27 protein-coding genes are annotated in these 26,971 nt (G+C 50.0%); 14 read left to right on the forward strand and 13 right to left on the reverse strand.

Annotated features, from left to right (window positions below; all coding sequences use genetic code 11):
• The 5 genes from D6029_RS00005 to D6029_RS00025 form a co-directional block, all read left to right on the forward strand.
• Positions 1-1,024, forward strand: a 1,024-nt coding sequence (locus D6029_RS00005; RefSeq protein ID WP_147365206.1) for an FAD-dependent oxidoreductase, incomplete at its 5' end; no start/stop codon positions are given.
• 6 nt (positions 1,025-1,030) lie between these two features.
• Positions 1,031-2,194, forward strand: a complete 1,164-nt coding sequence (locus D6029_RS00010) for a cytochrome c (RefSeq protein WP_418230214.1) — start codon at positions 1,031-1,033, stop codon at positions 2,192-2,194.
• Between the two features lie 69 nt (positions 2,195-2,263).
• Complete coding sequence (locus D6029_RS00015; protein ID WP_120062731.1) at positions 2,264-2,503, forward strand: DUF2164 domain-containing protein; 240 nt, start codon at positions 2,264-2,266, stop codon at positions 2,501-2,503.
• A gap of 135 nt (positions 2,504-2,638) precedes the next feature.
• A complete protein-coding gene (locus D6029_RS00020; protein ID WP_120062733.1) occupies positions 2,639-3,715 on the forward strand; it encodes a YncE family protein in 1,077 nt (358 codons plus the stop codon).
• 155 nt (positions 3,716-3,870) lie between these two features.
• The gene (locus D6029_RS00025; RefSeq protein ID WP_120062735.1) at positions 3,871-6,057 is read left to right on the forward strand and encodes a TonB-dependent receptor; all 2,187 of its coding nucleotides are present in this window, start codon (positions 3,871-3,873) and stop codon (positions 6,055-6,057) included.
• 100 nt (positions 6,058-6,157) lie between these two features.
• Here D6029_RS00025 and D6029_RS00030 read toward each other — a convergent pair whose 3' ends face one another.
• Together D6029_RS00030 and D6029_RS00035 are read right to left on the reverse strand one after the other, a co-directional pair.
• Positions 6,158-6,802 carry a helix-turn-helix domain-containing protein gene (locus D6029_RS00030; protein WP_167455946.1) on the reverse strand — a complete coding sequence of 215 codons (645 nt, stop codon included), beginning with the start codon at positions 6,800-6,802 and terminating at the stop codon, positions 6,158-6,160.
• An 82-nt stretch (positions 6,803-6,884) separates the two neighbouring features.
• Positions 6,885-7,544, reverse strand: coding sequence for a winged helix-turn-helix transcriptional regulator (locus tag D6029_RS00035; protein WP_120062739.1), 660 nt, complete (start codon positions 7,542-7,544; stop codon positions 6,885-6,887).
• A gap of 246 nt (positions 7,545-7,790) precedes the next feature.
• Between D6029_RS00035 and D6029_RS00040 the strand changes: the two genes are divergently transcribed.
• The 7 genes from D6029_RS00040 to D6029_RS00065 all read left to right on the forward strand — a co-directional run bounded on the left by D6029_RS00040 (position 7,791) and on the right by D6029_RS00065 (position 14,570).
• Positions 7,791-8,411 (forward strand): helix-turn-helix transcriptional regulator, encoded by a 621-nt coding sequence (locus tag D6029_RS00040; protein WP_120062741.1) that lies wholly within the window; start codon positions 7,791-7,793, stop codon positions 8,409-8,411.
• A gap of 86 nt (positions 8,412-8,497) precedes the next feature.
• Positions 8,498-8,662, forward strand: coding sequence for a YnfU family zinc-binding protein (locus D6029_RS22625; RefSeq protein ID WP_272482829.1), 165 nt, complete (start codon positions 8,498-8,500; stop codon positions 8,660-8,662).
• Positions 8,663-8,913: 251 nt separating this feature from the next.
• Positions 8,914-9,609 carry a DUF1120 domain-containing protein gene (locus tag D6029_RS00045; RefSeq protein ID WP_120062743.1) on the forward strand — a complete coding sequence of 232 codons (696 nt, stop codon included), beginning with the start codon at positions 8,914-8,916 and terminating at the stop codon, positions 9,607-9,609.
• Positions 9,610-9,891: 282 nt separating this feature from the next.
• Complete coding sequence (locus tag D6029_RS00050) at positions 9,892-10,590, forward strand: fimbria/pilus chaperone family protein (RefSeq protein WP_120062745.1); 699 nt, start codon at positions 9,892-9,894, stop codon at positions 10,588-10,590.
• A 36-nt stretch (positions 10,591-10,626) separates the two neighbouring features.
• Positions 10,627-13,083, forward strand: coding sequence for a fimbrial biogenesis usher protein (locus tag D6029_RS00055; RefSeq protein WP_244212350.1), 2,457 nt, complete (start codon positions 10,627-10,629; stop codon positions 13,081-13,083).
• A complete protein-coding gene (locus D6029_RS00060; protein ID WP_120062747.1) occupies positions 13,083-13,622 on the forward strand; it encodes a DUF1120 domain-containing protein in 540 nt (179 codons plus the stop codon). Before D6029_RS00055 ends, D6029_RS00060 begins: the two co-directional genes overlap by 1 nt.
• Positions 13,623-13,871: 249 nt before the next feature.
• The gene (locus D6029_RS00065; RefSeq protein WP_244212351.1) at positions 13,872-14,570 is read left to right on the forward strand and encodes a DUF1120 domain-containing protein; all 699 of its coding nucleotides are present in this window, start codon (positions 13,872-13,874) and stop codon (positions 14,568-14,570) included.
• Positions 14,571-14,693: 123 nt separating this feature from the next.
• On the opposite strand, the gene D6029_RS00070 is transcribed toward D6029_RS00065, so the two are convergent.
• The 5 genes from D6029_RS00070 to D6029_RS00090 all read right to left on the reverse strand — a co-directional run bounded on the left by D6029_RS00070 (position 14,694) and on the right by D6029_RS00090 (position 20,868).
• Positions 14,694-15,602: a carboxylate/amino acid/amine transporter gene (locus D6029_RS00070; RefSeq protein ID WP_120062751.1), complete on the reverse strand. Its 909-nt coding sequence runs from the start codon at positions 15,600-15,602 to the stop codon at positions 14,694-14,696.
• A gap of 109 nt (positions 15,603-15,711) precedes the next feature.
• Entirely contained in the window at positions 15,712-17,910 is a 2,199-nt protein-coding gene (gene paoC / locus D6029_RS00075; protein ID WP_120062753.1) for an aldehyde oxidoreductase molybdenum-binding subunit PaoC, read from the reverse strand.
• A 4-nt stretch (positions 17,911-17,914) separates the two neighbouring features.
• On the reverse strand, positions 17,915-18,865 hold the full coding sequence (locus tag D6029_RS00080) for an FAD binding domain-containing protein (RefSeq protein WP_120062755.1): 951 nt from the start codon (positions 18,863-18,865) through the stop codon (positions 17,915-17,917).
• Positions 18,862-19,563, reverse strand: coding sequence for an aldehyde dehydrogenase iron-sulfur subunit PaoA (paoA, locus tag D6029_RS00085; protein ID WP_120062757.1), 702 nt, complete (start codon positions 19,561-19,563; stop codon positions 18,862-18,864). Before paoA ends, D6029_RS00080 begins: the two co-directional genes overlap by 4 nt.
• A gap of 96 nt (positions 19,564-19,659) precedes the next feature.
• Entirely contained in the window at positions 19,660-20,868 is a 1,209-nt protein-coding gene (locus D6029_RS00090) for an MFS transporter (RefSeq protein ID WP_120062759.1), read from the reverse strand.
• Positions 20,869-20,973: 105 nt separating this feature from the next.
• Here D6029_RS00090 and D6029_RS00095 point away from each other — a divergent pair, with 105 nt between their 5' ends.
• Positions 20,974-21,915 carry a LysR family transcriptional regulator gene (locus tag D6029_RS00095; protein ID WP_120062966.1) on the forward strand — a complete coding sequence of 314 codons (942 nt, stop codon included), beginning with the start codon at positions 20,974-20,976 and terminating at the stop codon, positions 21,913-21,915.
• A 44-nt stretch (positions 21,916-21,959) separates the two neighbouring features.
• Here D6029_RS00095 and D6029_RS22630 read toward each other — a convergent pair whose 3' ends face one another.
• The 6 genes from D6029_RS22630 to ycgZ form a co-directional block, all read right to left on the reverse strand.
• Positions 21,960-22,094 (reverse strand): hypothetical protein, encoded by a 135-nt coding sequence (locus tag D6029_RS22630; RefSeq protein WP_244212352.1) that lies wholly within the window; start codon positions 22,092-22,094, stop codon positions 21,960-21,962.
• A gap of 365 nt (positions 22,095-22,459) precedes the next feature.
• Positions 22,460-22,957, reverse strand: a complete 498-nt coding sequence (locus D6029_RS00100; protein WP_120062761.1) for a YciE/YciF ferroxidase family protein — start codon at positions 22,955-22,957, stop codon at positions 22,460-22,462.
• A gap of 64 nt (positions 22,958-23,021) precedes the next feature.
• Positions 23,022-23,900, reverse strand: a complete 879-nt coding sequence (locus D6029_RS00105; RefSeq protein ID WP_244212359.1) for a DivIVA domain-containing protein — start codon at positions 23,898-23,900, stop codon at positions 23,022-23,024.
• A gap of 373 nt (positions 23,901-24,273) precedes the next feature.
• Positions 24,274-24,552: a biofilm development regulator YmgB/AriR family protein gene (locus D6029_RS00110; RefSeq protein WP_034495815.1), complete on the reverse strand. Its 279-nt coding sequence runs from the start codon at positions 24,550-24,552 to the stop codon at positions 24,274-24,276.
• A 39-nt stretch (positions 24,553-24,591) separates the two neighbouring features.
• A complete protein-coding gene (locus D6029_RS00115; RefSeq protein ID WP_120062763.1) occupies positions 24,592-24,915 on the reverse strand; it encodes a hypothetical protein in 324 nt (107 codons plus the stop codon).
• A gap of 169 nt (positions 24,916-25,084) precedes the next feature.
• Positions 25,085-25,324, reverse strand: a complete 240-nt coding sequence (ycgZ, locus tag D6029_RS00120) for a regulatory protein YcgZ (RefSeq protein ID WP_120062765.1) — start codon at positions 25,322-25,324, stop codon at positions 25,085-25,087.
• 343 nt (positions 25,325-25,667) lie between these two features.
• Between ycgZ and D6029_RS00125 the strand changes: the two genes are divergently transcribed.
• Complete coding sequence (locus D6029_RS00125) at positions 25,668-26,888, forward strand: diguanylate phosphodiesterase (RefSeq protein WP_120062767.1); 1,221 nt, start codon at positions 25,668-25,670, stop codon at positions 26,886-26,888.
• Positions 26,889-26,971 lie beyond the last annotated feature (83 nt).

A 26,971-nucleotide genomic window follows, 5' to 3' on the forward strand; every position in this document is an offset into this window, starting at 1 on the left:
TTTTGCCATCGGCATCGAAGGCGTGAGCTGTTCTGATGCGCGAACCTGTGCGCTGCCGGGAATGGACGCCATGGAACTGGAGCCGCTGGATGAAGAAGCGCTTGCCGATCTCGAAGAACCCTACGTTTACCATCTGCCGGATGGCAATGCGGGGCTGGCGCGCCTGATTGTGCGTCATCTGGTGCCGGAAGCGTTACCGGGAAACACTATGGAGGATTCTGTCACCTCCAGGTTGGATTACTCAAAGCTCGACCAGCCGGAAAACACCACCCGCATTCGCCTCAACAGCATTGTGATTAATGCCAAAAACACCGACGACGGCGTGATTGTGACCTACGTTAACGATGGCAAAGCGCATCGTGTGAAAGCGCGCAATGCGATCATGGCGGGTTACAACATGATGATCCCGTATCTGGTGCCGGAAACGCCGGAACAACAAAAAACTGACCTGCGTTTGAACGTCAAAGCGCCGCTGGTTTACACCAACGTGGTGGTCAAAAACTGGCAGTCATTTACCAAACTGGGCATCCACGAATTTTACTCCCCGGCGGCACCGTACAGCCGTGTGAAGCTCGATTACCCGGTGAGTCTGGGCGATTATCACCATCCACAAAACCCGGATCAACCAATGTGCCTGCATATGGTTTACGTGCCGACCTATCCGGGCAGTAAACTCAGCGCGCGCGAGCAATTCCGCCAGGGACGCGCTTATTTGCTCGGCACGCCGTTTGAGACGCACGAACAGATGATTCGCTCCCAGCTTCAGGAAATGCTCGGCTCAACCGGCTTTGACCACGAGCGCGATATCACCGCCATCACCGTCAACCGCTGGGCGCATGGCTATGCCTATTACGCCAGTGCACTGTTCGACGAAATGGACAAAATGGAGGCAATTAAAGATAACGCGCGCAAACCGATTGGCCGCATCGCTATTGCTAACTCTGACTCAGATTGGGACGCCTATGCGCACACGGCGATTGACCAGGCCTGGCGAGCGGTCAACGAACTTAAGGCGATGGGGTGATCTGATATGAAACAGACTCTATTGGCTCTTGGATGTTTGATGATTGCTGGAAATGCGGCTGCGATGTCGCCCGGTGGACTTTCTGCCGGTGAGTATATGGCGCGAGCCTCGGATTGCGTGGCCTGCCATACCGCCGAAGGCGGGCAACCGATGGCGGGCGGCAAGAAATTCTCCACGCCGGTTGGGGATATTTACGCCACCAATATCACGCCGGATAAAACCGCCGGAATCGGTAATTACTCTTATGAAGATTTCGAAAAAGCGGTCAGGCAGGGGATTGCCAAAGACGGCCACGCGTTATATCCGGCGATGCCATATCCTTCCTACGCCAGAATGACGGATAAAGACATTCATGATTTGTACGATTACTTTATGAATGAAGTCCCGCCGTCGGCTGAGAAAAATAAAGACAACGATATTCCGTGGCTATTATCCGCCCGTTGGCCGCTGCATATCTGGAACTGGTTATATGTCGATGAGGTTCAGCCGGCGAATAAGGCGACGGTGAACAATGCATTATTAAGCCGGGGTGCCTATTTAGTGGAAGGGCCGGGGCATTGCGGTGCCTGCCATACTCCGCGCGGCGTGACGATGCAGGAAAAAGGGTATGACGCTTCCAGTGATGTCTATTTAAGCGGGGCAATGATTGACGGTTGGTATGCGCCATCGTTAAGAAACATCTCGAAGTCGCCGGAAGAATTAAAAGATCTGCTGCGTAAAGGCCAAAGCCAGCACGATGCGTTATCAGGGCCAATGAGCGAAGTGGTAACGCAAAGCACGCAATATATGACCGACGGCGATCTGGACGCTATTTCATATTATCTGCTGAACTTTAGCCATGCCCCAGCGGGCGCAGTCTCAGCGAACGGGGCAATAAGTTATTCGCCCAAAGACGGCAAAACGCTTTATTCCATGTATTGCTCGACTTGCCACGGCGATGACGGCAAAGGCAAAGATTTTACCGTGCCGTCGCTGGTGAATAATTCTATCGTCACCGCCAAAGACCCGGCGTCTTTGCTTTCAGTCATAAATGATGGCGCGCAAACCCCACAGACGCAGGGCAATATTTCTTTCAAAATGCCTGCTTATAAACAGGTGATGACCGAGGAAGAAAAAAATAACGTGGTGAATTATGTGCGCGGAGCCTGGGGAGAGCGTGCGGGAGAATAGCATCCAGGGTTGAAGGGGGGCTACAGGCGCGTTAAATTAGCCCACCCCCCGCTAAAAAATGGAAATCAAATGGCTGAAATCAAACTGAATCTGCACGAAAAGGAAGACATTCGCAGCAAGCTGGTGGATTACTGCGAAGAAAACTTCAATCTGACGTTAGAACAATTCGACGCGGACTTTTTCGTTGATTTCGTGATTAAGGAATTAGGCCCGGTTTTATATAACGCCGGGATTGAAGAGGCCATCAAAACGCACCTTGCTTACAACGAGCGGGTTCAGGAAGAGATGGATTTGAAGAAGATACTCTGAGATCCCCTCACGGCAGGGAACCGTTAACGGACTAATCATCTGTGTTGATATGATTTCCGCTTGATAACGAAATGACAATGCGTATAGTTCTCATTCTCTTTTTTGTTATTGGCGGTTCAGCCAGGGATTATCCTGATGAAAATGAAATTCTCCGCGCTTGCGCTGTTTTTGACAGTGGCATTGAGCGGTTGTGCAACGCAACAAACCTCGCAAACTCCACCTCCTCCTGTGACACAAACGACGGCTGCCACGGATATCACTCAGCGTGACTTAGCCGCCGGGCTTTATGAAATGGCACTCAGCCCGAAAGGGGACATGCTGTATGTTGCCAGCGCGGAAGGCTTTAAAGATGTGCAGGGCGGGGTCATCTACAAGCTCGATTCCACCACGCTGAAAACCGTCGGCTCAAGCCACACTGACCTGAAAAACTTCGGCATGGCGATATCGCCAGACGGGCAGATTGTGTATGTCACCAACTCCCTGGATGGCGGGCTGAGCGCGGTGAATACCGCGGATGGCAAAGTAAAATCGCGCATTTTATTCCCCGAGCGCAACAAAGAAGGCTTCCCGTTTGGCGCTCGCGAAGTGCTACTGCATAACGGCCTGCTTTATATCGGCGCGGTGGCTGACCCGGCACAAATCTGGGTGGTGGACGCTGAAACTCTGAAGCTGAAAACCCGCATCAAAAATACCGGCAAATGGATGACCGGCCTGCATTATTCCGAAGCGACTGACCGCATTTACGCAGCAAACGGCGGCGGTGAGATTCTGGTGGTTAACCCGCAAACTAACCGCGTCGAAAAGCGCTGGAAACCGCTTGGTGAAAAGCCCGCGTTGTTGCTGAACATGGCGGAAGACCGCGCGACGGGCCGACTGTTTGTGACGGATAACTCGAAAGCGAAAACCACGCTGGTGCTGAATATCCAAACCGGCGAAGTGATTAAACAGCTGCCGGTGGGGGATTCACTTGCGGTGAAATTTAACGCCAAACGCAATGAGATTTACATCACTCAGCGCGAGTCCGGCAAATTGCTGAGCCTCGATGGCACCACTTATGCGGTGAAGAAATCCTGGGATTTGAAACCGAATCCTAATAGCTTGCTGCTTTCTGCGGACGGGCAAGTGCTGTATGTCACGGTCAAACAAGCGTTTAACAAAGATCATTCCACCAATGGCCCAGACCAGATCGTGAGAATTGACCTCCAAAAATAATAATTCGGCCCGTTAACGAACGGCTGACAAAGCTCTTTTGTTTGGTGGATGACGCTGTCGCTTATCCACCCTACAAAACCCATATATTTCTTTGTCATCAATCGGTTGTCCGTTAACGGGCCTTTTGCTTTATTTGGCATATTTTCGAGAAAACTATGGAAAACAATACTCTGGGGAAATCTTCCCCGTTACGCAAAACACTGCTTGCGGTGGCAATTGGCTTGATCACCACCGCCGCTGACGCCGCCGAGAAAAATCAGGAAGAAACCATTGTCGTGCAAGACAACGCCGACAGCACGTTTAAACCCGGCGGCGATCAACTGGTTCCGGCTTATATGGACGGGCAAATCGCTCACGGCGGGCGACTGGGTATGTTAGGCGAGCAAAAAGCGATGGACGTTCCGTTCAACGTAATCGGCTACACCTCAAAACTGGTTCAGGACCAGCAGGCCAAAACTATTGGCGATGTGGTCAGCAATGATGCGGGTGTGCAGGCGGTGCAGGGTTACGGCAACTTCTCTGAAACTTATCGCATTCGCGGCTTTAAGCTCGATGGCGATGACATGACGATGGGTGGCCTGTCGGGCGTGGTGCCACGCCAGGTGATGGACACGCAAATGCTTGAACGGGTTGAAGTATTCAAAGGCGCAAATGCTCTGCTAAACGGTGCGGCGGGCAGCGGCGTGGGCGGCATGATTAACCTTGAGCCGAAACGAGCGGAAGCCTTGCCGACCACTCAAGTTGGCGTCGATTACACCTCGGATTCGCAAGTTGGCGGTTCGCTAGATTTGGGACGCCGTTTTGGTGATAACGACCAGTTCGGCGCGCGCGTTAACCTGGTGCATCGCGAAGGAGAAGCGGCGGTCGATGACGACAAACGCCGTACTACGCTGGCTTCCATCGGCCTGGATTATAAAACCGACCGCTTCCGCTCCTCGCTCGATTTCGGCTATCAGAAGAAAACGTTCCATGGCGGCACCATGGGCCTCAACATCAGCGGCGTGGATGTTATTCCTGATGTGCCGAGCACCACCAAAAACTACAGTCAGAAGTGGGGCTACAGCGATATTGAAAACGAATTTGGCATGGCAAAAGCCGAGTTTGATGTCACTGAAAACTGGACGACCTACGCCGCACTTGGCGCGCAACACGCCCACGAAACGGGAACCTACAGCGCACCTAAATTATTGAATGAAAATGGCGATGCGACGGTTGGGCGTCTGGATACCAATCGCATTATTGATGCATTCAGCGGGATGGGCGGGGTGCGCGGTGATTTCGATACAGGCGCAATTTCCCACAAAGTGAACGTCGGCTATTCCGCGCAAATCAAACGCGACGCCACGGCCTGGCGCATGTCGGCCAAAAATCCGACCACCAATATTTACGATAATCATGCGGTGCCAGAACCCGATAATGCCTATTTTGGCGGCGACTATTTTGACCCGCTGACTACGGCGCGCAACCGCACTCAGGGTTGGCTGCTCAGTGACACCTTGGGCTTCCTCGACGACAGCGTTCTGTTTACCGCTGCGGCACGTCATCAAAAAGTGGTGGTACGCAACTACAGCAACAAAACCGGTCTGGAAGACACATCATCGCGTTATACGCAAAGCCGTTGGATGCCAACGTTTGGCCTGGTGTACAAACCGTGGAATGAAATTTCCCTGTATGCGAACCATACCGAAGCGTTGCAGCCGGGAAGCAATGCGCCGAAAGGGGCGGTGAACTACGGGCAAAGCACCGGTATCGCTCATTCGAAGCAAAATGAAGCTGGGATGAAAATTGATTACCAGCGTGTCGGCGGTTCACTGGCGCTGTTTGAAATCAAAAAGCCGTCGGCCATTCTGAATGCCAATAATTATTACGCGCTGGATGGCGAGCAGCGTAACCGGGGAATCGAGCTGAATGTCTTTGGAGAGCCAATGCTCGGGCTGCGTTTGAATGGCAGCACGATGTGGCTGGACCCGGAGCAGACCAATACGGCGGGTGGCAAAACTGACGGCAAAGATGCCATCGGCGTTGCTCGTTTCTATATGGTGGTGGGCGCGGAATACGACATCAAACCGGTGGACGGGCTGACGGCGACGGCGAAAGTGAACCATACCGGTTCGCAATATGCCGATGCGGCGAACACCAAAAAACTCGACAGTTACACCACGCTGGATCTCGGTGTTCGTTATCGCATGAATCTGAATGCTGACCAGAATGAAATGGTGTTGCGCGCAGGGGTCGATAACGTCACTAACGAGAAATACTGGTCGGGGATTGAAGACTACGGCACTTATTTATTCCAGGGCGAGCCACGCACGCTGAAAGTGTCAATGACCTATGATTTTTGAGTAAGCCAGCGGAAATAGCTTCGTTGTCATTTATTCTTTAGATACAAAAATGCCTGATGATTCAGGCATTTTTAATCAATATGGCGATGGATATTCCCGATCAATATTTTTCCGGTAGTTTTTTCACTTCTTTCAAAACCCCTTTATCCAGCACGATATAGCCACCGGCTTTAAGCCCCGCAAGAATGTTTAAAACCCCACTGCGCGAAAGGCGAGTTTTGTCGCGAATATAGCGTTCCGCCGTCGTCGATTCCCTGATGACTTCCGGTTCGCTAATCAGCTCATAAAGTTGGCTTCTTAATATCGAATAAGAAGAAGGTTCGGAAAGACGCTGTGCGTATTGATAAAGAATGTTCATGATGACCTGCAAATGCCTGGCATAAAGTTCCCACAGCCCTTTTTTTGACACAAGTTCCATGAAACGATCGTAGGGAAGTACGGCAATTTCGCACTCCACCGTGGTACGAATTAGCACGTTGTAATTTTTGTAAGCCAGATAGATACCGTAAATGTTGGGCGCTTCGCTTATCGTCAGCAAATGGTCCTCAGGAAACCGGACAAGGTATTCCACGATACCTGAGCGCAAAAAGTAGCAATGCGACTGACCATTGATATCAATAAAGAGATTTTTTTTAGCTGGGTATTTTTTATACTCCAGCTCATCCGAAAACTGTTCCAGAAGTTGCCCGACAAAAGGAGATGGCCCCCTGATAAATGATTGATAGAACTCAGTTTTATTAACCATTTTAACTCCATTCCTCTTTTTCATCATAGAAGGAATATAGCAGATCCTTGATGTTATTTTTGCCGAAGTAGGGGGGCCATTTTTAATATTTTAGCGGTAAATGATGGATATCGACCAACATGCCACGCTTGATGTCTATAAAACCGCCACTCTTGAGTTCCGAAAGGATTTTCATCGTCCCGCTGCGCGATAAAAACGTTCTGTCCTGAATGTAGTTGGCCGCCGTCACCGAGGTTCTGATTTTGGTTGTCTCATTCATCAGCTCCAATAATTGCTGGCGAATAATGTCATATGAAGAAAGCTGAGACAGTTGTGTGAAATGGTCATAAATACGGCTCGCCGTATAAATGAGGACTTTCACCATGCTTTCCCATAGCTCATGTTCTGCCAGAATGGCATTGGCAGCCGATAAAGTCAGGCAGCTAATCTTGCTGGGTTCCTGGCTGCGCATAAAAAGGTAGTCCGGATTAGTCTGCTGATTACTGATGCCAAAAATAAAAGGCGCGGACTCAGAATTAAGAATCATCCCGTCATTCCTGCGATATAACGCAACACTACCCTCATGCAGTAAGAAGATATTTCTTTCTCCATTCAGCATGTAATTTATTTTTTGCCTTCCATTTGTTTCAAATTTGTTAGAATTAGTTTGCAGGTGTGTGATTAACAGATCAATTTCAATTAATGGTTTAATTAAACTTGCACCTTGGCCATTTGGGTTAATTGCATTGATTTTATTGTTCATTTTTCCTGTTTTGCTCCGGGATAGTTTGAACGGTTTAAGAGTTTTCGGGGGCATTATGGCAAGTAAGAAATAATCCATAAAAAGGTTATGAGTCCAAAAGTAGACTCACAATTTATTGCTGCGGAAGATGCGAGTGTTACAAAATATTTGCCGCAAAGATGAATGTGCAGCGGGTTAATCAATACCAGTAACTGAATATCTTTCAATCATCCCTCTTATTTAAACGACTCTACCTTTTGGTGCCCTATGTTAATTATCGCTTTTGATGACGCTAACCGTATGTATCGTCAAGGGATGGAACATTTGCTTCAACAACTCCCTTTAGAAGGAGCGGATGGACAAATTGAATATCAACCGCTGACAAAAAATAATGCGAAGGATGCAGATGTCGTGGTGAAAAGCTTCGTGCAGGGAGAAGAGTTTCTCTGCTTACCCATTTTTAAGTTCCGTAATAAAACGGGGATGATCATTGGTTTGTATGAAGGTGATAAAACGCCATATCATTCAGACCTGCCGTTGTGTATTTCTAATGTGGTTTTTGTTAGCCGTAAAGAACCATTAAGTAAAACGAGAGAACGGGTTATTCAGACCTGGAAAGAACGTAACGAAGTGGAAAGCAATCAGTCATATATGAAATGCCTGAAATGCAAATGCCGTAAACTCACCTCACAGCAATATGCCATCATTAAATATATGCTTGATGGAAAAGACATTCAGGATATTGCAGATTTATTAGACATCAGTGCTAAAACGGTCAGTGCGCATAAGCGGATGATTATGGCGAAGTTTAACTTAAATTCTGATTATGAATTGCTGCAGTTATTCAACAAGTACAAAGTGCAACTCTCATTAGCTTCTCATTTATAAGATAATGTTAAAAACAAGTGATAACTGTGCGTTATTTTTTTGAGGGCGTGCTACGATGAAACTCACTCATTGAAAGGCTACTCACCATGTCCCTCTTAGGTTCCGCAATGAAGCGATTTGGCAATGCAGGAAGTAGCAACGCAACGTGTCCAGTCTGCGGCAGTAAATCTGCTCATCCAGCCAGTAAAATTCGCCAGGGTCAAACGTTGCTTTGCCCAAAATGTAAGTCACTGTTTGTCGTAACACGTTAAAAGTTATGAGGCTCAACATAAGATAAAATGTGTTGAGTCTGACTTATTGTTTTAAACATTTAATTAACAAATCTCCTATTACATTATCAGTCCAACTTTGGACTCGTGATTAATGTACCAGGCTATTCGTGCTCATTATAATCCGCTTCGAAACTTAATTAGAACGAAGGAACGTAAACGTCCGATTGTTTAATTGAGCCCCCCAGGTAATGAACACCTGTATTTTAAGTTGCTAATGATTAGGTAGTTAAATGAAAAAGAATCTTATTTGTGTATTACTCGGCCTGGCTTGTTTTTCCGCTGTTGCCGCAGATAGTGTTGAATTAAAAGTTACCGGTACTTTAGTTAACGGTGCATGTACTCCAACATTAGATAATAACGGTGCGGTAAACTTCGGTAATATCCCAGTGGGTAACCTGAGCAAAACTGCAACTAACCAGTTGGGTAGCAAGAATATCAACCTGACTATTACTTGCGAACAACCAATGCCAATTGGTTTCACTACCCTGGATAACCGTAACGCGACGACGTTTGTACAGACTATTGCTAATGCAAACGCAGACAACAGTGCGGTTTCTGCGGCGGCTAACCAATATGGTCTGGGTAAAACTGCGGGTGGCATTAACCTGGGTTCTTATTCAATCGCCACACTGGTTAACAGCGCGACGGTTGATGGTGTCGCGGTTGACGTGCTGAGCAACGGCCTGAACGCCGACACTAATCCACGTAGCTGGAGCAAAAGTGTAAACGGTTCTACTGGCGTGGGTACTGCTGGCGCGGTGGGCGTAATGACTGCTGCAACACAGGGAACTCTGGTTCCAATGGCAGGTAAAGTCTTTGTTTACCCACTGAAAGTTTCTGCTGCTGTTCAGGGTACAGACGTACTGGCAATTACTGATAATACCGATTTTGATGGTTCTACTACTATCTCCCTGGTTTATCTGTAATAGAAAAAGCGTTAATTCTAAATTTAGACTTGCTGATTTAGATAATTCATAGACTCCTGTGAATCTATAAGACATGCCTGCAGTATTGTAGGATATTGCAGGCATTTAATGTCTGACATTTAAAAATAAGACCATTAATAAAACCGCTACTCAGGGCGCAACAAAGTTTTGCTGGCAAAAAGTCATTGTCTATTCCATTCGGTGAGTGAATTTCGCCACTGATAGTTAATAGCAATGCAAATATTTATATCACCTGTTATCTCATATATAGGCACGTTAATTATGTTTATTAATCGCAAAATCAGTTGCTCACTGATGGTTTTATTATCTGCACAATTTTTAGCATCCCACAGTTTTGCTGCAGGCATGGTGCCAGACACCTCCATGCTCTACATTAATGAAGCAAAACAAGGGGGTAGTATTAATATTAAAAATACGGATGCTAATCCGGGTTTACTTTATACCAGCATTAATGACTTGCCTGACGATCAAGGGACTCACCTTGTGGTGACTCAACCTGTTGTCCGCGTGGAAGGTGGCAAGACTCAACAATTACGCTTCGTGTTGCAAACGGATAAACCCTTAACGGTTGAACATCTTAAACGCGTGGTTTTCGAAGGTATTCCGCAAAAGACGCCTGGCAAAAATAAAATCTCTTTTAATATCCGCCAGGATCTTCCGGTGCTTATTCACCCGGCGAGTTTACCTGAAGTAAAAGATGCGTGGACATTACTCACCTGGAGCCAGAGCGGTAATAGCATCACGGTTAAAAACAGCAGCGCTTACGTGGTGCGTATGGTTGCGCAATTTGAATTATTACCCTCACACGCCGCAGGCGCTCTGAATAAAACCTATTTGCTGCCGGGGCAAAGCATGACCGTGAAAGCAGATAAAGCGACGGGCAATGATAAACAGGTGAAATTCACCCCTGTCAGCCGGTATGGCATTCCTGTACCTGCCTATACCGCTGACTTTAAATAAATTTTGCATTTGTTTGTGTTTTTCAAGGGCGCAGTAATGTTGACCAAAAAGGACAAGGTAATGATGCCTGGCCATCTTTGCCTTTTGATCGCGGCCATTCTCTTCCCGTCAGCTTCCTGGGCTGACGAAAAGGTAGAGTTCAGCACCGATATTCTCAAGGATCGTGGCCTGGATGCCTCGCTGGGTGATTATTTTGCCGATGCGGCGAAATTCACGCCGGGACGGAAGCGTGTTTCATTAAAAGTGAACGGTAAAGAGAAAGGCACCGTCACAGCTCGCTTTGGTAAGACAGGTGAATTGTGTGTCGACCGTGACTTTTTGCAAAGCGCCGGGCTGCGTGTGCCCGCTAGCCTGAAAAACCAGTCTAACGAAGACGAAGATGAGGCAAAAACGCAAGCCGCTGCTTGTGTTGAATATACCAAAGATTACCCATCGGCAGTGGTCACCGCGCTGCCGGGCGAGGAAGCTCTGGAAATCGTTGTGCCTCAAGAAGCGCTGGCAACGGACGATGAAGACTTCACTTCCTACGCTCGCGGCGGCAATGCCGGGATGATGAACTATTCAATCTTTACGTCACAAAATACCTTCGGCGGTGACAATAGCCTGTATTCCCAGGCATCGCTGGAAGAAGGTTTGAACGTGGGCGACTGGTTGCTGCGTAGCCGCCAGATAGCGAGCAAGAGTGACGGACAAACATCGACGAGCTACCTGTATACCTATGTGCAGCATACGTTTGTCGACAGTAAAAAGATGATGCAGGCCGGGCAGATTAACATCGGTAACACGTTGTTTGCAGGCTCCGCGATTAATGGTGTGCAGTTAGTCCCGGAAAGCGGATTAACGGGCAACGAAGGCTCGGGTGTTTCGGTCAGCGGGATTGCGCAGTCCCCGCAGGCGAGGGTGGAAGTGCGTCAGTCGGGAATGCTGGTTTACAGCACCCTGGTGCCTGCCGGCCCGTTTACTTTGACCAATGTGCCCGTCACCCAGGTCAATACTGCGCTGGATATTACCGTAACGGAAACCAGCGGCAGCGTTAATCATTATGTGATCCCAGCCGAAGCGGTGCGCGGCAACCAGGTCAGCGGGCCTTTGGGGCTTTCACTGGCGGCGGGGCAGGTGCGTGATTCATCTGGCCCTTACGCGGAACCGATGTTGTTTACGGCGACAGATGGCTGGCGTTTAACACCGTGGCTTAACGCCAGCGCGGGTGTGATGACCGCGCAAAAATACAATGCGATTGCTGCCAGCAGCGATGTGATGCCGATCAATAACCTGATGGTGTCAGGCGTGGCGAAGGCTTCTACGGACAGTTATGGCAATAATCGCGGGCAGAGCAGCACGCTGAGCGCGAACTATGGACTGAGTCGCAACATAAACCTTTCGGCATCAGCAACGCGCTATACCCAGGGTTATCGCGAGTTGCAGGATGCGTTGCAGCCGGATTTTGTCCAGAACTCTGGGCAGTACACCACCGGCATTGGCTGGTCGACGCCGCTGCTGGGCTCATTCTCGCTGGGTTATTCCCTCAGTAAGGGGAGTGAGGGGTATTCAGACAGCCGCTATGTTAACGCCTCCTGGGGGCAAACCTTCAAGTGGGCGAGTGTGACCGTGAACTGGCAAAGCCAGTTAAACCAGTCACAAAGCACCAATAAAAGCAGTTCGAACGGAGATATGCTGTACGTGAATGTCACCATTCCGTTGGGCCATCAACGTGTTAACACCTATATGCATAAGCAGGGTGACTCGACCAAAACCGGGATTCAGACCGGCGGCTACCTCACCGATGACACCAGTTACACGGTGGCGGCGGAGCGCGATATGCAAGAAGGTGATAACGGCTTTAACGGCAGTATTAACAGCAACTTGCACTACACGCAGTTGAGTGCAGCGGTGGGAACGTACAGTTCCGGCAACCGAAACTATAACGCCACGCTGAGCGGCGGTATTGCGGCGACGGATGGCGCGGTGGTGTTTTCGCCATACACCGTTAGCGATACGTTTGCCGTGGCAAAAATTGATGCCAACGTCAGTGGCATTCAGCTTTCAACGCCAGCGGGTACTGTCTGGACGGATCGTTGGGGCCGGGCGCTCATTCCTACACTGCCTGCATACCAAAATGCGCGTGTGGAAATTGATTCAGAAACACTGCCAAAAAATATCGATGTTAATAACGGCTTGAATATGGTCAAAGCCGGGCATGGCTCAGTCAGTAAGTTGAATTTTGGCGTGATGAAAGTCAGAAGAGCGATGCTGAAAGTCACCATGAAAGATGGCAAGCGACTGAGCAAAGGGGCAACGATTGTTGATCAGGACGGTAATTATACCGCGACGGTCGTTGACGAAGGCCTGGTGTTTATTAATGACGCCGACCAGCAGCCAAAGCTTTATGTTCTGAACGAGAACGATCAGAAGCAGTGTGAAATTATTTACCATCTTAAAGAACAGCGTGATGAGAATGCGCTCTTTGAGAATACGGCGGGAGTCTGCCAGTAATGAAATTTAAGTTAATCGCAGCGTGCTGCTTAATGGCAACCGGTGCTGCATTTGCAGATTGCCAGGTTTCCCTGTCCAGCCCCAATGTGGATTACGGTAGCCTGCGTTCTGATGTCGTGGCTAACCAGAAACAGCAATGGAACGACTTAAACGAGCGCACCATCCAGTTGAATGCGGTTTGCGACAGCACGCAGAAAATGGCGGTATTTGTCAGCGGTACATCGATTGATAAAGACTTTAAGTTTTCAGGCAACAGCTTGATCTCCATTGAAGCCTCTGCGGCAAGTGTTGACGGCAAACCTGTACGCCTGGCACTCACGGATACTCATGCGCCATTTTCCTGGTCTGAAGGGCAGAGCGACAACATCGTGCTGGTGAATAACCGGGGTTTAGTGCCGATGGATGGCGCAATGGTCGCAACCGGCCAGCAGTTTTCTGTGACATTAACGCTGCGGCCACGGGTCAATATAAAAGATACCTGGGTGCGCGATAAAACAATTTTAGAGTCGAACATGACCTTTAAGGTTGAGACTGAATAAATATTCGTGTGATGTGTTTATAGGGATTGAGTCGCTGGAAACACATTTACGAATCAAGGCTGGTGGATAATTTCTGCCAGTGGAACTCAGTATTATTACTGTGAAAAGTAATATGCTGTCGGGAATATAGGGATATAAAACCCAATATAGACCCTTGTTAACAACAAAGTTTACTGATGTGTGTATCAGCGATTAATAAAAAACTTCGCGGCATGACACTTCGTAACTATTTTATTAAATATGGTTAATATGAAAAAGAATCTTATTGCAGTTTGCCTGGGCCTGGCCTGTTTCTCTGCTGTCGCTAAAGATAATGTTGAATTGAGAGTGGACGGCACGCTGGTGACCGCTGCCTGCACACCGACACTGAATAACGGTGGTGTGGTTAACTTTGGTCATATCCCATTGGGGAACCTGAGCAAAACGGCAGTCAACCGCCTGGGCCGTAAACCTATCACGCTGACGATTACCTGTGAGCAGCCGACATCGATTGGTTTTACAACGATGGATAACCGTCAAGATAGTCTGCAGAACATGACTATTTCTGATGCCTGGCCTGACGGAAGCGTTTCTTCGGCTACGGGTAATCAGTACGGCCTGGGCTTCACGGCGGGCAATGTGCGAATTGGTGCCTACACTGTTGCTGTTCAGCCATCTAACATCACCGTTGATGGTGCTAAGGCTGATGGTTTGAGAAACATGCCAAGTAATGACATCTACAATACTGACTGGAGTAAAATGACTCCAGCAGGTGCGACCGCTTCAGGCCATCCGGGCTATCTGCGCACTATCACTGCTGCGACAACGGGTACTCTGATTCCAGTGGCTGGTAAAGTCTTCGTTTATCCGCTGGACGTAGTGGCTGGTATTCAGGCTACTGATACTCTGGCGATTACTGACGATACCGAAATGGACGGTTCTGCAACTTTCTCTCTGGTTTATCTGTAAGTTATTTTATTTTTTTATCTTGTTTCACTCTTCGGCAGTTCAAAGAGGAATTAGCTTAAATTAATTTTTTTCGGCAAGGATGATCTCCATCCTTGCCATTTTTTTATTTCAGAGGCTAAGAATTTATGCCTGATTTGTTATTACCCGCCGACGCGAATCCAGCGAAATCAGAATCACCGAAGACAAAATCATCAATGTCCCCAGCCAGTCTGAAACCGTAAACGTAATTCCCAGCAATAATAGCGAAAGAAACGTGCTGCTTAACGGCTCAGTACAACTCAAAATACTCGCCTTCGGCCCACCAATAAGTTGCGCACCTTTTAAATAAAGACTGAAGGTGAGGGAAGTTCCGATAATCACCAGATATAAAAACGCCAGCAGCACATTCCCCGTGATAACGAAATCTCCACCCTGACGCGCATAAAAAGGCAGTAACATCGCGCCGCCCAATAACATACTCCAGCCGACAATCGGCAGCGTGCCGTAGCGGGCAATCAAGCGAGAAGGGTAAGTGGTATAAAATGCGGCGGCGAAAGCCGAGGCAATTCCCCAGAACAACGCGGCAGCGGAAATCGTCAGCGAAGTGGGATCGCCGTGAGTGACCAATAAAAACGTGCCTAGCAATGAGGTGCCAATCGCGGCCAAAACCAACACGCCGGGGCGCGATTTACGCACCAGTGCAAACCACGCCACGATAATGGTTGGCGATAAAAACTGCAGCACCGTCGCCGTGGCGGCATTGGATTTTTCAATCGTCATCAGGAACGTAAGTTGCACCGCCAGCGCGCCGACTAATGAGAAGATCAGCAGGCTGATGGCATCCTGGCGGTTTTTGAAAATGCGGAAAATGGCCTCGCCATGGATAAATGACAGCGTCAGCAAAATTAACCCGGCAAACAGCAGGCGTGTCATGGTCAAAAACTGAGACGAAACCTGGCTCTGCTCCATAATGTACTGCGCGCAAACCCCTGAACTTCCCCACAAAATTGCTGCCGTTAATACGTTTAGCGCACCTTTCTTACTCGAACCCACTGTATCCATCCCATGCTATTTTTTGCCGAAATCATAGCATGCTAACCAAACGTATTTCAGTGAATGTGGTTGCCACCCGGAAAGGGTGGCAACTTGCCGCGCAGCAAGATCAGATAAGTTCCGGTAATCCTTTCAACAGCTTATCCAGCGTGACCGGGTAATCGCGCACCCGCACGCCAGTGGCGTTATAAACCGCATTGGCAATTGCCGCGCTGACGCCGCACAACCCTAATTCACCCACGCCTTTGGCTTTCATCGGCGAGGAAACCGGGTCGGTGTCATCAAGGAAAATCACCTCCTGGGCGGGAATATCCGCATGAACCGGCACTTCATAGGCGGCAAGGTCGTGATTCACGAAATACCCCAGGCGCGTATCCACGGCTAACTCTTCCATTAATGCGGCACCGACGCCCATCGTCATCGCGCCGATCACCTGGCTGCGCGCCGTTTTAGGGTTAAGGATCCGCCCGGCGGCACACACCGCCAGCATACGGCGAACGCGAGTTTCCCCCGTGGCGGCATCGACGCCCACTTCCACAAAATGCGCCGCAAAGGTGGATTGCTGGAATTTCTTCTCCAGGTCGCCAAATTCGATACTGTCTTCCGCGCTGAGTTTGCCGTCTGCGGCCGCGTCTTTCAGATTGGCTGATTTGCCATCCATTTTGACTTGCCCGTCGGCAAACACCGCGGTATTGGCATCGAACCCGAGTTTACTGGCGATGGCTTCGCGCAGTTTCACGCAGGCGGCATACACCCCGGCGGTTGAGCTGTTGGCTCCCCATTGCCCGCCCGAACCCGCAGACACCGGGAAATCAGAATCGCCGAGGCGCACCACCACATTTTCCAGCGGCACACCGAGCATTTCCGCCGCCGTCTGGGCAATAATCGTGTAGCTCCCGGTGCCGATATCCGTCATATCCGTTTCGACGGTCACGATGCCCTGCGCATCGAGATGCACGCGCGCGCCAGATTTCATCACCAGGTTATTACGGAAACCCGCCGCCACGCCGATGCCCACCAGCCAACGCCCGTCCCGCACTTGCGCCGGTTTCGGGTTGCGACTCCCCCAGCCAAATTTTTCAGCGCCTGTGCGCAAGCATTGTACTAACTGGCGACGCGAGAAGAAGCGCTCCAGGTTTGCGGGGTCAACCTGCGTGTCGTTTAGCACGCGAAATTCAATCGGATCGACACCGGCTTTTTCGGCCATTTCGTCGATGGCGATTTCCAGCGCCATCAACCCCGGCGCTTCGCCAGGCGCGCGCATGGCGTTGCCTTCGGGTAAATCCAGTGTTGCCAGCCGCAATCCGGTGTGGCGATTGGCTCCGGCATACAGCAACTCGCTTTGCTGAACGGCGGTTTCAGGCGGGCCGCCGGAGACATTTCCCGACCAGCTTTCGTGAGAGATAGCACTGATACGCCCGGTTTTGTCGGTGCCGATTTGAATATGCTGGATGGTCGCCGGGCGATGCGTGGTGTTATTGGGGATCAGCGGTCTTTGCAGGGCGATTTTCACCGGGCGTTTTGCCGCACGTGCGCCGAGCGCCGCCAGCACCGAGTCGCTGCGGACAAATAACTTGCCGCCAAAACCGCCGCCGATATACGGCGAGACAACTCGCACATTTTCCTTCGGCAGTTTTAGCGTCAGGCACAAATCGCTACGGCACCAGTCCACCATCTGATTCGACGTCCAGATCGTGAGTTTTTCGCCTTCCCACACCGACATCGACGCATGCGGTTCCATCGCCATATGGCTTTGGTCCGGCGTGGTGTAGACGGCATCATGTTTCACGGCGCTAGCGGCAAACGCACTGGCAAAATCACCGACGGATTTATCCGGCTCCTCTTTCGGTGGCGTAGTAACAGACGGTTTTTCCGCAGCCAAATCATACGCGCCAGTGGCACGGTGATAATCCACCGCAATCAGTTCCGCCGCCGCTCGCGCCTGCTCAAAACTTTCGGCCACCACCACGGCAATCGCCTGGTGGTAATGGTCTATTTCCGGGCCACCGAGCAGCTTCGCCGGGTTTTTCTCGCCTTTACCGAGCGGGCCTGCGTTTTCAGCGGTAACAATCGTAATCACGCCGGGCGCTTTTTGGGCAGCAGAAAGGTCAATGGACTGGATGCGACCTTTAGCAATCCCCGCGCCAACGATGTAGCCGTATGCGGCGTTGGGCTGCTCGTCGTGCCACTCGTAGGCATAGTGCGCGGTGCCGGTGGTTTTCAGCGGGCCGTCGATGCGGTCGTGGGGTTTGCCGACCACCTTCATCTGGTCGATAGGGTTTTCTGTGGCTGGATTTTCAAATTTCATCGGCTTATCCCCTCGCTTCCGTTAAAACCGAAGCGAGCGTGCGCTTCGCCAGTATCAACTTAAATTCGTTTTCGGGCGTCGGTTGCGCGCTGGCGAACAGCTTCTGGTAAACGTTTTGGCTGCCGTTGATCAGTTGCGCGTCGGCTTCCGCTAAACGCCAGGGTTGGTGCGCCACACCGCCCAGCGCCACGCGCCCGGAACCATCTTTCTGGACAATAGCCGCCACGGAAACCAGGGCAAAAGCATAGGAAGCGCGGTCACGAACTTTGCGATAAACATGCGTGCCGTCCAGTGGCGCGGGGAGGGTGACGGCGGTGATCAACTCACCGGCGGTTAACACCGTTTCCAGATGTGGCGTGTTGCCCGGCGCGCGCCAGAAATCCGCAATGGGGATTTTGCGCTCGCGGCCATCAGGGTTCACGGTTTCAATGGTGGCATCGAGCAGGCGCATCGCCACCGCCATATCGCTCGGATGCGTGGCGATACAGGCTTTGCTTGCACCGACAACCGCATGCTGGCGGCTAAAACCTTCCAGCGCCGCGCACCCGCTACCGGGAAGCCGCTTATTGCAGGGTTGATTGGTATCGTAAAAATACGGGCAACGCGTGCGCTGGAGCAAGTTTCCGGCGGTGGTTGCCTGGTTGCGTAACTGGCCGGATGCGCCCGCCAGCAATGCTCTGGACAGCACCGCGTAATCCTTTCGCACTCGCGAATCGGCGGCTAAATCGGTGTTGCGTACCAGTGCGCCTATGCGCAGCCCGCCGTCCGGCGTTGGCTCAATTTTGTCCAGTGTGAGGCTGTTGACGTCAATCAGATGCGGCGGGGTTTCTATCTCAAGCTTCATTAAATCCAGCAGATTGGTGCCGCCCGCAATAAATTTAGCACCGGGTTTGCTCTGCGCGCTGGCAGCCGCTTCGGCAGGGGTTTTCACTCGCTCATACGTAAATGCCTTCATGATTTTTGCCCCCCGGACACGTCTTCAATCGCCGCAAGGATGTTGGAATACGCGCCGCAACGGCAGATATTGCCGCTCATGCGCTCGCGTATTTCCTCGCTGGTGGCTTGTGGTGCAGAGACTAAATCGAGCGTCACATGGCTGGGAATGCCCATCTCGATTTCTTTGAGAACCGCCACCGAGGAACAAATTTGCCCTGGCGTGCAGTAACCGCACTGGTAGCCGTCGTGTTTGATGAAGGCGGCCTGCATTGGGTGCAGATTTTCCGGCGTGCCCAAACCTTCGATGGTGGTGACTTCGGCACCGTCTTGCATGACGGCGAGTGTCAGACAGGAGTTTATCCGACGGCCATCAACGATAACGGTGCAAGCCCCGCACTGGCCGTGGTCACAGCCTTTTTTGGTGCCGGTGAGATGAAGGTTTTCGCGCAGCGCATCTAAAAGTGTGGTGCGGGTATCGACTTCCAGGTGCCGGGATTGGCCGTTTACTTTTAAAGTCACCTGCGCCATTGCTGGCGCTGGCGTGGCGGCTGCTCCAGTTTCGCCAAAAGCATGCCGGGGCGCGATGGCTACTGCTGCCGAAGCTGCACCCGCTTTAAGCAGGCTGCGGCGGGTAAGACGAAAGCTGTAATACTCGATTGGGTTAGCGTCCTGCCGCCCGGCGTTATTATTATGTGCTCCAGTATTCGGGTTGCTCATACCGCCTCCAGTGTTTTCTAACTCAACTGTTAAGCATAGACGGCATGAGCGATGGGATTATTCTTGAATATGTATCAGGCTAATGAACGCGGCTCATCATTTGCCCGAACGTGTGGTTAAACGAATCACCAGCCCGCCCAGCGCCGCAACCGTAGCCAGCACTACCATTCCCGTCCAACCGAAGGTTTCCAGTGCTTTGCTGCCCAAGGATGCACCGAGCGCCATGCCGATAAACACCACGGTAAACATGATGGCGTTCAGGCGGCTACGAGCGGCGGGGTTAAGCGCATAAATGATGGTCTGATGCGCCACCAGTGAAGCCTGAATCCCCAGGTCAAAACCTATCGCGCTGATGACGATCACTACCAGTTGTGCCGGAACGGGCAACAGCGGCAGCACAAACATTAACGCAAACGAGATGACCACTAACGCTGAGGCAATTTTGGTGACGAAGTTCGGACCACGGCGGTCAGCGATGGAACCTGCCAGCGGGGCGGCGAGCGCACCAGCAGCGCCCGCCAGGCCAAAAGCACCGGCAACCGCACTACCAAGATGGAAGCGCTCGGCGAGCATAATTGCCAGCGTTGACCAGAATGCGCTAAACGCAATCGACAACAACCCTTGCGCCAGTGCGGCACGGCGCAGAGCGGAGTATTCCATCCACAATTTACCCAGTGAACGTAACAGTGCCGGGTAGCGTAACGTCGTTTCCGGCTTGAAAGTGGGCAGCACGTACCAGAGTGTCAGCGTGACGAGCCACACACCCGCTGAGGCAATGGCGTAAACGCTGCGCCAGCCGAATAATTCCGCCACGATGCCGCTAAAAACGCGTGAAAGGAGAATGCCCGCCAGCAGCCCGGTCATTACCATACCGACGGTTTTCCCCCGGCGGCTTTCGTGGGCCAGCGTTGCGGCGGCGGGAATAATGTCTTGCGCGACCGTCGCCACCAGCCCAATCGCCAGGCTGCTGAGTAACAACACGTGCCAGGAGGACGCAAACCCGCAGAGCAGCAAAGTGAGCGCGAGTAGGGTGCCTTTCACCAGAATGATGCGGCGGCGGTCAAAACGGTCGCCCAGTGGCGCAAGCAACAGGATCCCCAGCGCATAACCGATTTGCGTCAGCGTCGGCACAAGGCCAACGTCACCGACACGAGCGTGGAACGTGCTAGCGATAATCCCGAGCATCGGCTGGCTGTAATAAATTGAGGCCACGCTCAGGCCCGCGCCGAGTGCCAGAAGAAATACCATTTTGCCCGACAGCGTGTTGTCGGTTGTTGAAGAAGTGATGGTGGAAAGCTGGCTCATGGCGCGCTCCTTTAAGTGCTCATGAAGTGAATGTGCCGCCATTTTTATCGTTATTCGCTGCTGGTTGTAGCCTGCGCCGGGGTAAAACTGTTATACACTTTACGTATGAATAAAAACTTTAATCCCTCTGGCGATCGTATAGCCATACTGCAAACCTTCGTGCGTATCGTTGAGAGCGGCAGCCTTTCAGCGGCGGCGCTACAGATGGAAACCACCCAGCCGACCATTAGCCGACGACTGCAAAGCCTCGAGCAACTGCTTGGCGTGAAGCTCATCCAGCGCACCACGCACTCCATGAAACTCACCGACGACGGCGAGCGTTGTTATCAACATGCGCGCAGATTGATAGAAAACTGGCAGTTGCTGGAGGATGAAGTCAGCGGCGTGCGCGACGATCCGGTTGGCGTGCTGCGTGTCCGTGCGCCTCACGCGTTCGGCCAGGATCAGCTTATCAAGCCGCTGGGCGACTATTTGCAGCGGTATCCGCACATTAATATCGAGTGGGTGCTTAACGATCGTTCCCCGGACTTTATCCCCGAAGGCATTGATTGCGCGATTCATGTCGGCGCGATTACCGATCCCTCGGTGGTGGCGATTCTGCTGGCGGAAGTGCCGCGTATTGTGGTCGCCGCGCCGTCATTGCTGGCGCGTTATGAAGCGGTGAAAGAGGCCGCGGATTTGGCAACATTGCCCTGGGTCGCGTTGAGCAGTTTTTATCGGAATGAAGTGACGTTAAATCATGTGGCCCACGGCGAGCCATGCCGCTTCGATATTACGCCAAGACTGAGCACCGACAGCCTGTACGCGGTGCGCAACGCAGCCATCAGCGGGGTGGGCGTGGGGATGGTTTCTTCCTGGGTGGTGAAAGAGGATTTAGCACAAGGAACATTGCAGCAGGTATTGCCCGACTGGCAGGCCGCGCCACTGCCCGTATATTTGCTTTACCCTTACGCGAGTTATTACCCGGCGCGACTGCGCAAGTTTATTGAGCTAATGAAGGAAGTCATGCCCAGCGTGAGTGGGGCGCGGTCGGCGAAAGGAAAATAATAAAGAAGCCGTCACAATGACGGCTTTAGTTAATAAATATTAACTTATACCCTCGGGTCAATTACCTCTGGGTCTTCTGGATCACCTGGTTCGATAATATCAGGTGTCTCAGGAAGGGTATCACCAGGAAGTGGTTCATCAACCGGGGTTGGATCCACTAAATCAGGACGTTCAGACATATAGCCTCCAACGACTGAATAAAGACTGACAAAGCAAAATAATATTATTTCTGGTTTTGCTTAGGCTTTTTCTCGTCATCTTTAGGTGTTTTGTTCGGATTTTTAGGTTGTTCTTTTGATACGCTTAATGGAATAAATTTCATCATTAACTCCGATCAGGTGAACAGCATTTTTGCTGTCTATTAAGTATAGTGGTATTTAAGGGTTAAGCGAGCGGAGCGGTATTGCTATTGGACGTTATTTACTTAAATATACGTAGAATTAAAATGCTCGCGGGAAATATTATTTATTTCTCCGCGAGTCTGGCTGGAGTAATAATTTACTAATTTTTGGCATATTAAATAATAAAAATCACAGCAGCTTTTTTAGCTTTTCTCAGCATTGGGATTCACTGTCGATTCCGCGATAGTGCTGAGTTTACTGTCTGCGGATTTCTCTTCTTCCAGTGTTTCACCCAGCAACTTTTTGGCTTCGGCATAACCTAATTGATGAGCCAGGGTGCATAGCGTGCCGTAAGCTGCGATTTCATAGTGTTCAACTTTTTGAGCAGCCGCGATTAATCCCGCATCACGGACAGCCCCTTCATCAATACTTTCAATGACTTCTGCACCTTCTTCAATCAGGCCTTCCATCGCCACACATTTAATCCTCTGCAGTTTAAGACCTTCAATGCTGTCCACGACCTGGTCAATACGTTCTATCTGGCCGCGTGTTTCCTCCAGATGGCTGCGGAAGTCTTCCTCGAGTGAGGGATCGTGCGCCGCCCTGGCGAGTTTGGGTAAAGCGCGGGTCAGTTGTTTTTCGGCGCTATAAGTATCCGACAGCAAATGTTTGAATAATTCTTCAAGGGTTTTGATTTGCATAGATTATTTTCCACAGTTAGGTTGCATCAGGCTTTACGCCGCTCATTATTTTCACTACGGGTTTTCACACAGAACGTGGGTCTACGACAACGGTACGCGGTTGGTGCCGATAGCCCAGCATGCCCATTGCACCAGCAAGTACAGCTTCGACAATCAACATAAAGAAGCTAAACCAGCTGGCTTTTGCCGTAGCGGCAGCCGCTTTTTCGCCAGCCTCACGGGCTTTTTGCTCGGCCTGCTTTTTCAACTCTTCATATTTTGCCCGTGCCGCCTGGTAGTTTTTCTCTGCCTGAGCAACGATTTGCTCGGCTTCGGCATCACTTTTACCGGTTCGCGCGACAATAATATTTTTCAGCGCATCACGATCAGCGGCTTCAAAGGTTGCGCTGTTTCTGTCGGCAAGGCCTTTAATGAACTGCGTGATATCACCGCCCTGTGCCATTTGATTCTGGGCGTTATTACCTTCATTCACCGCCTGTTGTTGTAGCGCTTCCGGCTGTAATTCAGGTTTACCGCTCTGTTGCAGAGTGGTTTCCAGTTGATTCTTAAAATCGTCGAGATTGATACCGCTGTCGTTAAGCTTTTCTTTCGCCGCCTGGGTGACAGAAGGCGCAACCGCAGCAACGCCATTACCCAGCGTTTGCAGCCCTGTGCCGACGGCATTCATGGCTCCCGTCACAGCACTGTTTGCGACAATCATCAATAAACCGGTGCAAATTAAAGTGTTAACGCCAAACATCAGCACGCCATGCATGGCTCCCTCGCGAAAAGCGAGTCGACCACTGGTGTAACCCCCCGCGGCAATAGCAATCAGCATATTCAAACCGGTCCAGATTGCGGCCCCGGTAGCAATACCTTCGAGTGGATTTTGTTCTTTAAGCGGATCGATAGTGCTGGCACCAATGGCGGTTCCAAGAATGGCCAATAATAAATAAACCACCATAGAAACAACCACCCCGGCGAAAATAGCACTCCAGGAAATACGTTTTAAAGGCACCTCATTAATTGCTCTGTAAGCAGGGTCGTAATGTCTTTCTTCGGGAGCGTGATAGTTTGTCATTTTAACTTACCAACGTTTTCAAGGTAATAAAGAAAAAGCAATGTTAAAAAATGATTTGCAAAAATAAATCATGAGTATTGATAATAGTCGGCTGTGGGGATAAGTGTTTAGATATTTCCAGTTCAATTTTTAAAGTGTTTAAAAACGAATGGTTTTTTTTGTGAGTTGAAATTAGCGCTTCGTTTATCAACGGAGCGCTATTTCATTATTTGAGCTAATAAACTGTGTGATGCCAAATTAGCACCCAATACCACGCTTAAATATCGTCCGTTGTATGGTCAACAACAATTTCGAGGGTCTTGCGCACGATATCAATGGTGACAACATCATCCGTGGATTCAATGGCTTCAATTAACCGTTGAATAATGGCTTTATTAGTAAGATGTCCATCAGTAGCAAGAATGCTGCGTATCACCGCGCCGAGTAATACGGCCTCATCAGCCAGCATGTCGCCGGCGTTACGAAAATATGCAGTCAGTGCAGTGTTTGGCAGAGTGGCATAAATTTCTGATTTATGAAGCGTGATTTGGGTCATTTACTTCACCATTATTGGGTTATGTATGAATAAAAGCAGTCAGTGTTTTTTACTGCTGCCGGGCATAGGGCTATCGTCAAATAACGGATACACATTTTTATCTTGCTGAATCTGGCTCTCCTTTCCCCACGGCTTTTGCGCAGGTGCTAAAGTACGGCGCGAAATGCCTAAGCGATGGTTGCGAATATCGGCAATCACATCCGCTATAACATTTCGCCGCTGTTCCTCTGGTTCAGCCGCTTCCATGGTTTGCAGTCTTTCAATCAGGGTTCGGGTGCTAATCGCCCCGTTATCGTAAAGGATTGATAAAACTGCCTCGCCAATCAGTTTATCGATTAATTGCTCTCTTTTACTTCTATTCATAACTGCGTCTCTGCTTGCCATTATGTTTCGTTACCGAAACGTGGCATGAAATCAGCTTCGCGATCAAGAGGTCAGCTGAAGGTTGCCAGGCTTTTCTATATCGCCTGAAATATTGCTCCCGAAAAAAATTGCTAATAAGCCAATAACTTGCGCCGCTAACCGTTGAATTTTAACGGTCGAAAAGCAGGCCAATCAAAGTGTGGTAATGGCTCTCTTCTTCCGGGCCTGAGGCTTTTTCAACCCGGTGTAACAGTTTTGTACAGATTGCTTTGCGATTCAGGCTCCGACCATCACTAAGGATTTCAACCACGATTTGCCCCAGCGTCTCTTGCTGTGAAGGCAACGCTGCCTTGGAAAAATAACGTGTGATGGCGTTAGCGGCATTGGGAACATAGTTGTTTTGTTGCATGACTCACTCCTGTAAATATGCAGTCTCAGTAAATGTACAAATAAAGTTATACAAACATTAAATATCTGTACATAGAAAAGTGTATAGAATTGTCTTAAAATCCTAAGCATTAAATGCTATCCATTTAATATCATGTAGTTAGTGTGGTAATTTTTTGAAATTTCAAAATTTGGTGTACATATTTAGCATTATTTTTAAATAGTCACGCCTTGGAATCTGTTTTTACAGGTGTACATATGTTCATTTATTGTTAATAAGTTATTAATTTTAATGTATTTTTAGCATGGGATTTGGCAGTTCATCTGCTACTGTAAAGACTCAATAGCCTCCAACTGGACACAGAATGCTCACAACCATCATTTATCGCAGCCATATCATTAAGAACGCACCATTCGAGTCGTTCACAGAGATGGTGGAAGCCGCCAAAGTGAAAAACGAACAGGCCGATGTGACTGGCATATTGTTGTTCAACGGCACACATTTTTTTCAGATGATTGAAGGCCCCGAAAAGAGCGTTCTGGAGATTTATCAGCGTATTTGCCAGGACAAGCGCCACTACAACATTGTTGAGTTGCTTTGTGATTACGCGCCCGCGCGGCGGTTTGGCAAGACAGGTATGGAACTCTTTGATTTAAGAGAGTATGCCCCGGAAGAAGTGCTGCAAGCGGTGCTGGATAAAGGGACGACAAAGTACCAGCTATTTTACAATGACAGAGCGCTAAAGTTCTTACGCACTTTTGTTGAAGCCACTGAAAAAGAAAACTATTTTGAAATTCCGCCAGCGGATTCCTGGGTCTTTATTGCCGACAATAAAGGCGCACATACGCAGGCTGAGGTTCCTGATAACGCAGTAGATTGTAGCTTTGCATTCCAGCCTATGGTTGACCCGTTTGCGCAGAAGATTTTGTCCACGGAAGCGTTGCTTCGCTCGCCTGGTGGTGATTCACCCGAGAGTTATTTTGCCGGGCTAAGCGGGAACGCGCTTTATGAAGCCGACCTGAAGAGCAAAAAAGTGGCGTTCGCGATGGCGAGTGCGCTCAAGCTAGGCGACCAGTCTGTATCGGTTAACTTGTTCCCCATGACGCTGGTGATGGTTCCCGATGCCGTTAATTTTTTGTTAAGGGAAATTCAGATAAATGGACTTGTACCTGAACAAGTAACAATAGAATTTACTGAAAGCGAGGTTATCTCGCGTATTGATGAGTTCACCGGGGCCGTCAGGCAACTGAAGTCTGCCGGGATCAGCGTGGCAATCGACCACTTTGGCGCGGGTTTTGGCGGCCTTTTGTTACTGGCGCAGTTTCAGCCAGACAGAATCAAAATTAACCGCGAACTCATCAAGGACGTCCACAAAAGTGGCCCACGGCAGGCGATCATTCAAGCCATTATCAAATGCTGTGCCTCGCTTGAAATCGCTATTTCAGCGGTGGGAGTGGAAAAGGCCGAAGAGTGGATGTGGCTGGAAGCTGCCGGGATTACGCAGTTTCAGGGCAACTTATTTGCCAGCGCCTGCTTAAGTGGTATCGCGCCAGTGGCCTGGCCAGAAAGGAAAGCCGATCTCTGATTCAGGTTGTACAATGCAGAAATAAGTTGTACAACCTGTACGAAATCGTTAGTTTCGACATGGACGCTTTAAATTTACCCCGA

This window comes from Buttiauxella izardii (assembly GCF_003601925.1).
Taxonomy (GTDB): domain Bacteria; phylum Pseudomonadota; class Gammaproteobacteria; order Enterobacterales; family Enterobacteriaceae; genus Buttiauxella; species Buttiauxella izardii.